This window comes from Succiniclasticum sp., from assembly GCF_056977735.1.
Genome location: NZ_DBMCWA010000017.1, coordinates 19302 through 32529 on the forward strand (window position 1 = coordinate 19302; position 13228 = coordinate 32529).

The 13228-nt window shown below is 49.7% G+C and carries 14 protein-coding genes; 12 read left to right on the forward strand and 2 right to left on the reverse strand.

All coding sequences use genetic code 11. The features are described from left to right. Positions 1–13: 13 nt before the first annotated feature. The 3 genes from cdaA to ACZOWY_RS09930 are packed head-to-tail and all read left to right on the forward strand — an operon-like array spanning position 14 to position 3552. The gene (cdaA, locus tag ACZOWY_RS09920; RefSeq protein WP_484396718.1) at positions 14–901 is read left to right on the forward strand and encodes a diadenylate cyclase CdaA; all 888 of its coding nucleotides are present in this window, start codon (positions 14–16) and stop codon (positions 899–901) included. Beyond that, positions 898–1842 (forward strand): CdaR family protein, encoded by a 945-nt coding sequence (locus tag ACZOWY_RS09925; protein ID WP_484396723.1) that lies wholly within the window; start codon positions 898–900, stop codon positions 1840–1842. The genes cdaA and ACZOWY_RS09925 overlap by 4 nt, the downstream gene beginning before the upstream one ends. 33 nt (positions 1843–1875) lie before the next feature. Beyond that, on the forward strand, positions 1876–3552 hold the full coding sequence (locus ACZOWY_RS09930) for an NAD(P)/FAD-dependent oxidoreductase (protein ID WP_484396828.1): 1677 nt from the start codon (positions 1876–1878) through the stop codon (positions 3550–3552). A gap of 103 nt (positions 3553–3655) precedes the next feature. Here ACZOWY_RS09930 and ACZOWY_RS09935 read toward each other — a convergent pair whose 3' ends face one another. Then, positions 3656–4309, reverse strand: coding sequence for a 3'-5' exonuclease (locus ACZOWY_RS09935; RefSeq protein WP_484396728.1), 654 nt, complete (start codon positions 4307–4309; stop codon positions 3656–3658). Then, entirely contained in the window at positions 4302–6218 is a 1917-nt protein-coding gene (gene thrS / locus ACZOWY_RS09940; protein WP_484396734.1) for a threonine--tRNA ligase, read from the reverse strand. The genes ACZOWY_RS09935 and thrS overlap by 8 nt, the downstream gene beginning before the upstream one ends. 559 nt (positions 6219–6777) lie before the next feature. Here thrS and ACZOWY_RS09945 point away from each other — a divergent pair. The 9 genes from ACZOWY_RS09945 (at position 6778) to ACZOWY_RS09985 (ending at position 13211) form a co-directional block, all read left to right on the forward strand. Next, positions 6778–8442, forward strand: a complete 1665-nt coding sequence (locus tag ACZOWY_RS09945; RefSeq protein ID WP_484396739.1) for a DUF4127 family protein — start codon at positions 6778–6780, stop codon at positions 8440–8442. Between the two features lie 18 nt (positions 8443–8460). Further along, positions 8461–8664: a hypothetical protein gene (locus ACZOWY_RS09950; protein ID WP_484396744.1), complete on the forward strand. Its 204-nt coding sequence runs from the start codon at positions 8461–8463 to the stop codon at positions 8662–8664. Positions 8665–8745: 81 nt separating this feature from the next. Then, positions 8746–9342 carry a chromate transporter gene (locus tag ACZOWY_RS09955; RefSeq protein ID WP_484396749.1) on the forward strand — a complete coding sequence of 199 codons (597 nt, stop codon included), beginning with the start codon at positions 8746–8748 and terminating at the stop codon, positions 9340–9342. 15 nt (positions 9343–9357) lie between these two features. Beyond that, positions 9358–9933 carry a chromate transporter gene (locus tag ACZOWY_RS09960; protein ID WP_484396755.1) on the forward strand — a complete coding sequence of 192 codons (576 nt, stop codon included), beginning with the start codon at positions 9358–9360 and terminating at the stop codon, positions 9931–9933. Positions 9934–10195: 262 nt separating this feature from the next. Continuing rightward, complete coding sequence (infC, locus tag ACZOWY_RS09965) at positions 10196–10711, forward strand: translation initiation factor IF-3 (protein ID WP_484396834.1); 516 nt, start codon at positions 10196–10198, stop codon at positions 10709–10711. Positions 10712–10726: 15 nt separating this feature from the next. Continuing rightward, a complete protein-coding gene (gene rpmI / locus ACZOWY_RS09970; protein ID WP_484396759.1) occupies positions 10727–10924 on the forward strand; it encodes a 50S ribosomal protein L35 in 198 nt (65 codons plus the stop codon). Between the two features lie 28 nt (positions 10925–10952). Then, entirely contained in the window at positions 10953–11309 is a 357-nt protein-coding gene (rplT, locus tag ACZOWY_RS09975; RefSeq protein WP_484396764.1) for a 50S ribosomal protein L20, read from the forward strand. A gap of 172 nt (positions 11310–11481) precedes the next feature. Next, complete coding sequence (locus ACZOWY_RS09980; protein WP_484396767.1) at positions 11482–12291, forward strand: TrmH family RNA methyltransferase; 810 nt, start codon at positions 11482–11484, stop codon at positions 12289–12291. 14 nt (positions 12292–12305) lie between these two features. Beyond that, positions 12306–13211 carry a LysR family transcriptional regulator gene (locus ACZOWY_RS09985; protein WP_484396770.1) on the forward strand — a complete coding sequence of 302 codons (906 nt, stop codon included), beginning with the start codon at positions 12306–12308 and terminating at the stop codon, positions 13209–13211. Positions 13212–13228: the final 17 nt, after the last annotated feature.

Below are 13228 nucleotides of genomic sequence, written 5' to 3' on the forward strand. Positions count from 1 at the left end.
AAGGGTGAAACCATTGCTGGAACAATTTCAGGCATTAGGCAGGACGATTGGCATTCTGGATGTCATTGATACGGGCCTGGTTGCTTTTTTTCTGTACAGAATTTATATTATGCTGAAAAATACCAGGGCTGCGGCGCTGGTTAAAGGGTTGATGGTGCTGGCGGCGCTGGTTATTGCCAGTAAATGGCTGAACCTGCATGTCATCAACTGGATACTGGAAAAAGCAATGACCATGATGATGGTTGCGTTGCCGGTGGTTTTCCAGCCGGAATTGCGCCGCGCGCTGGAGCAGATTGGCCGCGGCCGTCTGTTCCGTAAACATGTGGAACTGGATGAAACGGAACTGAATGATATGATCGAGGCGGTAGCCAATGCTGCGGTCATTATGGGGCAGCGAAAAGTTGGCGCGCTGATCGTGTTTGAACGGGCCGTGGGTCTGGAAGAACGGATTGAAACCGGTGTAAAAATTGACGGGCTTGTGACAGACAGCCTGCTCCTGAATATTTTTGAGAAGGATACACCGTTGCACGACGGTGCGGTCATTATCAGGGGGAACCGTATTATTGCGGCTTCCTGCCTGCTCCCGCTGACAGATGCCAGAGGCCTGAGCCAGGAGTTGGGCACACGTCATCGGGCGGCGATCGGTATTTCTGAGCAGTCAGATGCCCTCGTTGTAGTCGTCAGTGAGGAAACAGGTACCATTTCTGTTACCAGAAATGGCGAGATCTACCGTTACCTGCGGCGGGAAGATGTGGTAGATATGCTTCAGTCAGCCTTTGAGAGCCACCACCATCTGACGATTAGGCAGATGATCCGGGAAAAGCTGAATGAATTCCGCAATAAGACGAACGATGACAACGAATCAGAAAAGCAGATTGCTAAACCGGGAGGCAAATCATGATTAACAAGAATACCGAAAACCGTGATAAATGGTTTGCCCGGTTTATGTGTGTGTTTATTGCCTGCTGTTTATGGTTGTACGTGATGAGCGAACAGAACCCGATCATGGAAAAGGAATTTGCGGTTCCGCTGGCCCAACGTAATCTGGCTGAAGGAATGATCGTCTTTAATATGCCGGAAAAAGTCAGTGTACGGGTCCGGGGAACGCGAACCGCGTTGGCGGATATGCCGGTAAGTGATATTTTTGCTTTTGTCAACATGAGTAATCTTTCGGTGGGAACGCATACGGTTCTGATCAATGCCCGCTTTGCGAGAGGCGACGTGGTTCAGGTCACCCCGCCGGCGGTGAATCTGTTTATCGATGTGAAGAAGGATAAGATCGTGCCTGTCACGGCAGAAATTATCGGTTCGCCTAATAAAGATTTTGCCGTGGAGGCCCACCTGCTGACCCCGTCGGAAGTGAAAGTTGAGGGAGCCGCGACCCGTCTGGAAGCATTGGATAAGATTTTTGTTCCGGTAGATGTAGGCGGACGAAGCGAAGAGTTTACTGTAACACAGAAACCGCTGGCCGTAGCAAAAGATGGTATGGATATGCAGGACGTGAAGATTGATCCGGCGGAAGTTATTGTCCGCACTAAACTGAAAATGAGAAGCCAGATGGCTACGGTTCCTGTAAAGGTTGCTTATGTAGGCGAATTGGCGGACGGGTTAAAACTTACCAGTGCTACCGTAAACCCGTATAAGGTTACTGTGACCGGTGCGCCTTCCGTTGTAGACAATCTGAAGGAACTGAAGCTGGAACCGGTTGACCTGGGAAGGATTACCAAAGATGCAACCGTACCGGTGAAGATCATACTGCCGGAAGGGGTACGTTCATCCAGACAAACAGTGGATGTTGATATTACAGTAGACAGTACTTCTGCAGAGGGAACAAACGAATAAATCTTGAAACGGTAAAGGAATACGATGACACTGATGCAGTTGCGGGTAAACGATGTTCGGATGAGCCTGCTCAGGGAAAAGACGCTGAAAGAGTGTGTGGCAGACAGGCTGGGAGTCAGGAAGACTGCCCTGCGGAAGGTGCAGGTATTGCATCGCGCTGTGGACGCCCGCAAAAAGAATAATATAGCGCTGTTGTTTCATGTAACAGCAGAGGTGGATGTGCCTCAGTCTGTAAGCCGGAAGATAATCTGCCGGCCGGGTGTCAGTGAATTTGCCCCTGTACAGCCGGGCGTACCTGAATTGGGAGAAGTGCCCATGAAGGAACGCCCCGTTATCATTGGCGCCGGTCCTGCGGGTCTTACCGCGGCGCTGGAACTGGCAAAGTACGGGTACCGGCCTGTGGTTCTGGAGCGTGGCCGGAATCTGGCTGAACGGGTGACTGACGTTGAACGGTTCTGGCAGACCGGTGAATTTGATCCCGTGTCTAATGTGCAGTTCGGCATGGGCGGGGCCGGAACGTTTTCGGATGGCAAACTGACCACCCGTGTGAATGATCCGGTTATGGCTGATATCCTGCAGGCGTTTGTCAAAGCAGGAGCGCCGCGGGAAATATTAACAGAACACAAGCCTCATGTAGGCACGGACAAACTGCGGACGATGGTCCAGGGGCTGGTTGCGGAAATCGAACGATGCGGAGGGGAAATCCGCTGCGAAACGCAGGCTGTTGATTTTTCAGTCAGGAATGACAGACTGACAGGACTGCTGCTGAATGATGGAACGGTTCTGGCAACGGAAACGGTCATTCTGGCCTGTGGGCACAGCGCCAGGGATACCTATCAGGCACTGGCCTCCAAAGGCGTTGGCATGGAAGCGAAAGCATTCGCCATAGGTGTGCGCGTGGAACATCCGCAGGCATTGATTGACAAGGCACAATATGGGGATTTTGCAGGGCACCCGCGCCTTGGCGTGGCGGATTATGCCCTGGTCTATCATACGGAAGACAGGAAACGCGTGGCGTATTCGTTCTGCATGTGCCCGGGCGGGCAGGTTGTGGCGGCTGCCTCCGAAGAAGGCGGTGTAGTGGTCAACGGCATGAGCCTGTATCAACGGGACAGCGGTACTGCCAACAGCGCGCTGGTGGTCAATGTGACACCTGATGATTTCGGAACAGATCCGCTGGCAGGCGTTGCGTTTCAGAGAAAATATGAAAGACTTGCTTTCACGGCAGGCGGACGGAACTATAAAGCCCCTGCCCAAAGTGTGCAAAGCTTTTTGCAGGGGACGGCGCCTGCATTACGGGATGCGCAGCTGCGTATGAAAGAGTTTACTGCGCAATACAGGGATATTTCCGGGGCCGAAAAGACACTTTTGTCTGTTAACGGATCCGTACCCAGTTACCGGCCCGGTGTGACGGAATGTGCTTTAGAGCCGGTACTTCCCTCTTATGTTGCCGACACGCTGAAACAGGGGATTCACTATTTTGGCCGCAGGATAGAAGGGTTTGACGGTCCGTCCGGTATTCTGACAGGGGTAGAAACGCGAACCTCGGCGCCTTTGCGGATTGTCAGGGGATCCGATTATCAGAGTGTAACACATGCCGGCCTTTATCCCTGCGGGGAAGGATGCGGCTATGCTGGCGGCATTATGAGTGCCGCGCTGGACGGTTACCATGTGGCCCGGGCCATTATGAAAAAATATAAGCCGTTTTAATCAAGGCAGGAAAAGGAAATCAGTAAGTCCTTTCTGTTTTCATGATGTGATGAACTGTAAAGGATGCAAAAAAGAGTTGTAACAAAAACCGTTTAAAGTTTTGTTACAACTCTTCTTTTTTATTTTCGTATTCTTTTAACAGACACTGATAGACGGCCCAGGCAGAATAGCAGTCTGCAAGGGCCCTGTGCTCTCCTTCGGCCTGAAGATCATAGTATTTCATCAGTGCGTCCAGCCCAAACTTACCGCCTGTCTGCGTGGGCAGAAGCCGCTTGGCGATGCGCTCCGTATCCAGAAATTGGGGCAGGAACAGCTTCTGGCGCTGAAATCGGCGGCAGGCCATGTTAATGTTCATGATATCATTATAACCGATATCGTGTCCCAATACGATGCTGTCGCCTACAAATGCAAAAAAATCATCCAGTACGTCTGCCAGTTTTGGCTTATCTGCCAGCATATCTTCCGTGATTCCGGTTATGGCGATGACACGCCGGTTCAATTTGGTGATAGGTCTTACCAGCTGCTGGTAAACTTCCTGGACATCACCGGAAGGAGAAATCCGGATAGCAGCAATTTCGGTAATATCTTCCTCCAGAAAACCGGCGCCTTCCAGGTCAAAAACAATAAAACCGCAACGGCGAGGTTGGAGGATTTCATTTTTATTGACCTGGTTTTGCACTTGTCTGCGCCAGTTTTGCCTGCGTTTTTTTGCCAGGGCAAGTTTTTTTTGTTTGGGGGTCAGCGTTTCTTCAGTCATTGGCCTTGGTATCAATGTCTTTCTGCATGCGGGCAATGAAAGCGTCCAGCGTCATGGCGCCCAGATCGCCGCCGTGGCGCTGGCGGACTGCAACGGTGCCGGATTCTTCTTCTTTTTCACCGACGATCAGCATGAAGGGAACTTTCTGTACCTGGGCCTCACGGATCTTTTTGCCGATCTTTTCATTCCGGTCATCTAACTGGGTACGGTAACCCAGTTCAAAGAGTTTATCATTGATTTCTTTGGCATAGGCCTGCTGCTTGTCGGTGATGGGCATGACGCGCACCTGGTTGGGAGCCATCCATACGGGGAAGGAACCGGCATAGTGTTCGATCAGGATGCCGATAAAACGCTCGATGGAACCGTACACTACGCGATGGATCATGACAGGACGGTGCTTCAGTCCGTCTTCCCCGGTGTATTCGCAGTTGAATTTTTCCGGCAGCTGCATATCCAGCTGGATGGTGCCGCACTGCCAGGTCCGGCCGATGGAATCCTGCAGATGGAAGTCAATTTTCGGGCCGTAAAATGCGCCGTCGCCTTCGTTGACGATATAATCCAGATGGTTGGCTTCCAATGCCTTGCGCAGGCCTTCGGTTGCCAGTTCCCAGGAAGCGTCGTCGCCCATGGAGTTCTCCGGACGGGTAGACAATTCTGCGTGGTATTTCAGCCCGAAGGTGGAGTATACTTCGTTAAACAGTTTAATTACATTGGTGATTTCCGGCTGGATCTGTTCCGGGGTCATGAAGATATGGGCATCATCCTGGGTGAAGCAGCGGACGCGGAATAACCCGTGGAGTGCGCCGGACAGTTCATGGCGGTGTACCAGACCCAGTTCCGCATAACGCAGCGGCAGTTCTTTGTAGGAATGAGGATGGGAATTATAAACCAGCATGCCGCCGGGGCAGTTCATGGGTTTGATGGCGTAATCCATGTCGTCGATTTTGGTGAAGTACATGTTTTCGCGGTAGTGATCCCAGTGGCCGGAGCGGATCCAAAGATCCCGGTTCATGATCATGGGGGTCATAACCTGTTCGTAATGGTATTTACGGTGTACCTGGTGCCAGTATTCCAGAATGGCATTGCGGATCCGCATGCCGTTGGGATGGAAGAAGGGGAAGCCGGGTCCTTCGTCATGCATGCTGAAGATGTCCAGCTCTTTGCCCAGTTTGCGGTGGTCGCGCTTTTCTGCTTCTTCCAGCATGTGCAGGTATTCGTCCAGTTCTTCCTTGCTGGGGAAGGCGGTGCCGTAGATACGCTGCAGCATTTTGTTCTTTTCATTGCCGCGCCAGTAAGCACCGGCCAGGCTCATGAGCTTAAAGGCTTTGACACGTCCGGTGGAAGGGCAGTGGGGGCCGGCACACAAATCGGTGAAGTCGCCCTGGGTATACAGGCTGATGACTGCATCTTCCGGCAGGTCGTTGATCAGTTCCACTTTATAAATTTCGTTTTCTGCGGCAAAGCGGGCCAGCGCTTCCTTGCGGGGTACTTCACTGCGTACCAGCGGAAGGTTCTGTTTCACAATTTTTGCCATTTCTTTTTCGATGGCGGCCAGGTCTTCAGGCGTGAATACGTGCTCGCTGTCGATGTCATAATAGAAGCCGGTGTCGATGGCAGGACCGATGGCGAATTTTACACCAGGGAACAGGTGCTGGATGGCCTGGGCCATTACATGGGAGGCAGTATGGCGGATGGCATGGAGGCCTTCCTTGGTATCCGGCGTAACAAATTCTACGGTAGCATCTTTTTCGATGGTATCGCTGAGGTCTTTGTTCACGCCGTCCACAACGGCTAACAAAGCCTGTTTGCCTAATTTCTGGTTCAGGCTTTTGGCAATCTCCAGATAGCTGGAGCCGGCGGCGAATTCTTTGACGGACCCGTCTTTTAACGTTACTTTTACATCTGGCATTTTTCTTTTCCTCCTAAATAAAAAACGATTGCTTCGCTGAAAACGCAGGATTTCAAACAAAACCGGGATACTGCCTTTCGGGTTCCGTTCAGGGGAACATTGCTGGCCCATATGCGCGGGCACCGCCTAAACTCATTGGGTCAGCGTATCCTTAATCGGATCGCTGCGGCTGTCCCGGAAAATAAAAAATCCCCGTTCCCAACACACAGGGACGAGGTTAATCGCGGTTCCACCCTCATTGACTGCATACGCAGCCCACTCAATAACCGATAACGCAGTTTATGCGGCACTTGCTAATCAGAAAAGAACTTTTCACAAGGCAGTTTGAAGGTGGTTCCGTTTTACGCTTGCACTGCCGCTCTCAGCAACTGCGGCATTTTCTGTAAAGCAGTATGCAAAACATTGTCCTTCGCATTACTTTTACTTTTTTGTTTATGCGTAAATTATAGCACTTTAAATTCCCGTGTCAAGATTTCTGCTTTTTTTTTTAGCGTGCTTGGGGTATAATAATATAATCATAATTATTATGGCGTATTATGCGTCATTTTTACGGAGAAAAATGAAAGTCATTATGAACGGTGTACGTCTTCTTCAAGTTTTGATTACAACATTCAGTTTCATATTGTGTATGCTTTCCGGCCCGGCTGCACAGGCGAAAGAAAAGGCTGCTTTCCTATTTATTCCGCTGGATAACCGTCCGGTCTGCTATGGGTATCCGGTGAGGGTAATGGAAGCGGCGGGGTATAAAGTTTATACGCCGCCGGAGAATTTACTGGCAAACCGGACGAAGCCGGCCGATACGGAAAAGCTCTGGAAATGGCTGGAAAACCGGGCGGAAAAGGTGGACGCGGCCGTAATTTCTACCGATGCCCTTATTTATGGAGGCCTGGTGGCTTCCCGGACCCATTCCTTGTCTTTGGCAGAATTGGAGGCGCGGGTCAGACGGTTAGAAAAATTGCACATGGACAAGGATACCCGTTTTTATGGGTTCAGCACCCTGATGCGTACACCCCGGGAAAGCTACGGTAATGTGGAACCCGAATATTATTCCAACGTGGGTCCTGCAATTTACCGTTACTCCCAGCTTTCTGACAAATCAGACCTGCATGCGGAAACCTTGCTGGAAGATTTTGAAGTGGGGGCTTTTGAACGCAACCTGGCAAAAGCTCATCTCAAAGACTGGCTGGACCGCCGTAATAAAAACATGGAAATAAACCATCAGCTGGCCAGGCTGACGCGTGTAGGGCGTTTTGATTACTTCGCCATCGGCAAAGACGATAATGCGCCCTTATCCCATACTCACATGGAAGCACGCAAAATTTCCTTAAATAATGCATACCTTTCCGACGAATCATTCCAAATCCTGCCCGGTGTGGATCAGCTGGGCCTGTTACTGCTGACGCGGGCGGCCAATGCGCTGTCCGGCCAGTCACCGAAGGTGTACCCGATGTATGTGGAAGGCGTCGGACCCAAGACGATTCCGCAATACTCCGATCTGCCGCTGGGCAAATCTGTGCCGGAACAGATCATTGCTGCCGGCGGGAAGGTTGTGAACAGTCCCGAAACCGCTGATGTCGTCCTGGCCATCAATACGCCGGCGGACGGAACGATGTACGATTCCACTAACCTGTCCAATCAATATTATGCTTCCCCGGCGAACAAACGCTATATTGTGAACCTGGGAAAGATGCTGGACCGGGGCGTAAACATTTCGCTGGCTGACGTGGCCTTTTCCAACGGCGGTGATAACGGCTTCATGAACGAAATGTCCTTGCGGGGCTTTACTGAGAAACTGTCGGCGTATAACGGATGGAATACTGCGGACAATACGATTGGGTTTGCTATTGCCCAGGGGATGCTGGCACCCCGGATTGATAAAGAAAAACAGCTTATGCTGATGCGGGAACGCATTTTAGATGACTGGTACTATCAGTCCAATGCCAGGCGGATCATTACGGATGAGCTGGAAAAAGATAAGAAGGTATCATTTAAATATACGTTAAATGAAATGATGCCAAAAATCAGAAAGCAGGCACAGGATATTATCAGCAGGCTGGCGGTCAATTATGATATAACGGCAGGAACTAAATTTGATGTGGTATTTCCCTGGAACCGTCTGTTTGAAGTGGATATCATCAAGCTGCAGCAGGACAAAAACAAATTCCGTAACCGCAGCCGTTCGGCTAAAGGGATGCTGCCGGACGTCCCGGTGTATTCGAAATAATGGAAGGAGAACAGGCTTATGTTAGAGTCTATTTTTGAACCGGGTGTAACCGGCGTCAGCCCTTTCGCTATCATCATATCTTTATATCTGGCATATTATGTTCATAACGATGCGCGCAACCATAATAATCCCAGGGCATTATGGTGGGCTTTTGCCACGTTCATGGCATGGATCATCTTTTTCCCGTTGTACTGGTATAAAAACATGCGGGGGAGACAGTAAGTACTGATAAAGCCGCATATCCAGCCGATGTGCGGTATTTTCATAATTAATTATACCTGGTAAGACTTTTGGAGGGAGAGTATGGATCAGATAAATGCTGCAGCTGAAAAGGAAGCTGCCGGTTTTAAGCAACCGTTCAGTTACCGAAAATTATTCATTTCTACTTTTCTTATCAGCGCCTTTACGGTGGGCGGTGGTTTTGTGCTTATTCCGCTTATGAAAGCAAAGTTCGTGGATGAGTATGGATGGCTTAAAGAGAACGAAGCGCTGGACCTGGTTTCCATTGCTCAAAGCGCGCCGGGTGTCATGGCTGCCAATTCTTCCATTATTATGGGGTACAGAATGGGCGGCTTCCTGGGAAGTGTTACTGCTTTGCTGGCTACGATACTGCCGCCGCTGATCACCCTCACAATAATTTCTTTTTTTTATGATGCCGTTGCGGCCAACCCACATGTACGCATGTTTTTAAAAGGGATGCAGTGCGGTGTGACTGCTATACTGATTAAAGTGGTACTGGATTTGGTGGTAAAGCAAATAAAGAAAAAGCTGGCCCTTCCTCTGATTGTTATGGCAGGTACTTTTATCGCCGCAGTTGTGTTTAAAATTAACATTATGCAGATTATAGCGGTGGATGCTGTCATTGGACTGATTCTGATGCGTGATCCGCAGTATGACTAAGGGAGGCGAAGGCAGATGGATCTTTTGTTACAGCTCTTTTTAAGCTTTGCTGCAGTGGGACTTGTCTGTGTAGGCGGCGGGTATGCATCCATGCCGCTGATTCAGGCAGAGGTTATTGACAAACACGGCTGGCTGTCCATGACAGAATTTGTTGATATCTTTACCCTTTCCCAGATGACGCCGGGCCCTATCGGAATCAACGCCGCAACCTTTGTAGGAAGCAAGGTTGCGGGAATTCCGGGTTCCATTGCGGCTACCCTGGGATTTGTCTTTCCATCGGTTTTTATCGTTTTATTTTTGGGTTATCTATATTATAAATATGGAAATGTGGCAGCCATCCGCGGTATCCTGAACGGGCTTCGTCCCGCTGTGGTGGCGTTGATCGGCAGTGCCGGTGTCAATTTTATCCTGCTGGCCTTTTGGAATAAGGAAAAGCTGCCGGTAGATGTAATGAAAACAGACATGGTTGCGGTACTGATTTTTATTCTTGCCTGGTTTGCCCAGAAGAAAAAAACCGGAACCATTACATTGTTGTTTTCTTCCGGTGTGGCCGGTCTGGTGTTCTATCTTGTTACCGGGATGCATCCGTAACGATATCTCCTGACTTTTTCTTGCTTCATAGTCTTGACATCACACAGTCTCTGTGCTATTATATTTCAGTAACAAAGAAGAAGCCATCCGCTTCTCACCTTGCGGCTACGCTCGACAGGGTTGAATACAGCGATTTACGCGGGTGGATTTTGTTCCTCCCGCGTTTTCATTTTTGTTACGGTGAAAGACCAGACGGTTCTTTCAGCTGAAGCTGGCGCATGGTTCTGCGCCGGGCTTACATTACTTTTGGAGGTGAACCGCTATTAGCAAGGCAGACTTACGCATTAACGATGATATCCGCTGGCGCGAGGTACGCGTAATTGACGAGAACGGGCAGCAGCTGGGCATTATGTCCAGCCGCGAGGCGAACGCCATTGCCCAGGAGCGTCATCTGGACCTGGTGGAGATTTCCCCGCAGGCACGTCCCCCCGTGTGCAAGATATTGGATTATGGCAAATATCGTTATGAGCAGCAGAAACGGGAAAAGGAAGCCCGTAAGAAACAAAAAGTCTTTGAAGTTAAAGAAGTGAAGCTGCGTCCCGGTATTGAAGACCATGACTTTGGCGTTAAGTTTAAAAATGCAGCGCGTTTCCTGGAGGAAGGCAACAAGGTCAAGGTCACGATCATGTTCCGTGGCCGTGAGATGAGTCATCCGGAACTGGGCGAGGCGCTGCTGATCAGAATGGCTGAGGAGCTTGGCGACACAGCCGTTGTAGAAAAGAAACCGAAATTGGAAGGACGCAACATGACCATGGTCGTTGCGCCTAAGAGTAAATGAAGGAGGATGTAAATTATGCCTAAGATGAAAACCCGCAGAAGCGCGGCAAAACGCTTCAAAGTTACCGGTACCGGTGAATTCAAACGTGGTAAAGCATTCCGCAGCCACATTCTGGAACATAAATCTCCTACCCGTAAGAGAAATCTGCGTAAAGCAGGTCTCGTTCACAAGACTGATCATGAACGCGTAGCAAAAATGCTGCCGTACGCATAAGAGTTGAGGATACAGGAGGAGAAAGATCATGGCAAGAATTAAAACTGGCGTAACAGCCCATCGTCGTCATAAACATATTCTGAAACTGGCAAAAGGCTATCGCGGAGCAAAGCATCTGTTATTCAGAAAAGCGAATGAAACCGTAATGAAAGCGCTGATGTATGCCCGCCGCGACCGCCGCGCCAAAAAACGCGAGTTCCGTCGTCTGTGGATTGCCCGTATCAACGCTGCGACCCGTGCTAACGGCCTGTCTTACAGCCGCTTTATCTGCGGCCTGACCAAAGCCGGTATCGCGCTGGACCGCAAGGTGCTGGCCGATATGGCGATCAACGACGCAGCTGCATTTGCAAAGCTGGTTGAAACCGCAAAGAGCGCGCTGGCATAAAAGCAGGAAAACGTAAAGAACCTGAATTCAATTTCAGGTTCTTTTTTTATGGATCAGTACTGTTATGGTATAATAGGTTAACAGGTCTGTCGATGAAGAGTTTTCAGCTGTTGCGCAAAGGCTTCATTCAGGCAGTAATAGCTTATGCCAGGCAGTTTACAGGAGAATATTTATGGAAATCATTACCAGCGTAAACAATCAGCGTGTCAAAGACGTGGCGAATTTAAAACAGAAAAAATTCCGTATGGAAAGGGGAACTTTTTTTGCAGAAGGGCTCCGCGCCGTAAAGGAAGCGGTACAATACGCGGACGTGACAGATTTGTTTTTTACAAAAACTGAAGAAGAAACGCTGCGTGATATTGTAAACGAGGCAGAAGAAAAAGGCGTTCACCTGTATTGTGTTGATGAAAAAGTAATGGCAAAACTCAGCGATACCAAGACGCCCCAGGGTGTATTGGCGGTAATCCGTATGCCTGCTAACAATCTGCGGCAGCTGCGCCCGGGCACTGCATCAGATAACAATGCTCCGGTCATCATTCTGGACCGTGTCCAGGATCCGGGCAACCTGGGCACCATCATCCGTACGGCAGACGCGGTAGGGGCGCTGGGCATTATTTTGCTGGAAGGCTGTGTGGATGCATACAGCCCTAAAGTGGTGCGGGCTTCCATGGGTTCTTTGTTCCATCTGCCCGTTATTCAGAATGTTTTTTCGAAAGAAGCGCTTGCCTGGTGTTACCGCCACGGCTACGAACCGGCGGCGACTGCCCTGAAGAATGCCCACACTATATATAAAGCGGACCTTAGCAAAAAGATGGCCTTTATCTTTGGCAACGAAGCTAACGGTGTATCCGAAGAGCTGCAGGCTGCGGCGGAAACGCGCCTGTTCATTCCCATGGCGGGACAGGCGGAATCCATGAATGTGGCCATGGCGGCAGGCATCATTTTGTTTGAAGGGATGCGGCAACGGAAATTCTGCCGGTAAGGGAGTAATGTATCATGAATCTGAATTATTACCGGAATTTTTTGTTGGTTGTAGAAGCCGATAGTTTATCCCGGGCTGCTGAAATTGCGAATATTGCCCAGCCGGCCATTACGAGGCAGATGCAGTTTCTGGAAAAAGAATTTGGCGCAAAACTGCTGATCAGTGGCAGGGGGAAACATGAACTGAAACTGACGGATGCAGGCTGGATTTTTTATAAGCGGGCCAAACAATTGTGCCAGTTGGAAGATGAAACCTACCGGGAAATACAGGATTACACTGATGGCATGAAAGGGACTCTGACGATAAGCATGGCTCCTTCCCGGACGCCTGCCTTTATATCCAAGGTTGCTGTTCCTTTTACAGCTCTTCATCCTAATATCCGTTACGAAATCCACGAAAGCTTTCATATACAACTGTTGGATGATCTGCTGAAAGGCGTCTCTGAAATAGGCATTGCCAATGCGGTCATTCCGGATAATTATAAATTTGAGATTCTCTTCTCCCGGCCGGAACAGTTTTACTTGTTGGGAACACTTAACAATCCCTGGTTTGCTCTTGACGGATCAGTAGAATCCCTGCAAAGTGTCAGAGATATCCCACTTGTTGTCAGTCGCAGCCACCGTAAGATGATTGAAGATGTGTGCCGTGAGGATGGCTTTACACCGAATATTTTTATTGAGGCAGGTACAAAAACTTCGGCCTTAAACTTTGCCCAGGCAGGTCTGGCGGTGGCCCTCATACCGCTGGAACCCAAGGAAAGCCTGCCTGATGGCTTACTGTCCGTACCGGTAAACGAACCGCGCCTTTCCATTTCAAAAACATTTGTGAAACTGAAGGGACGCGAATTGTCCGCACCCATGCAGAAGCTGATAGACTTTTACAAGGAAAACGTTATGGAGCATATGGATCATATAGAATAATACAGAACCATTTCATG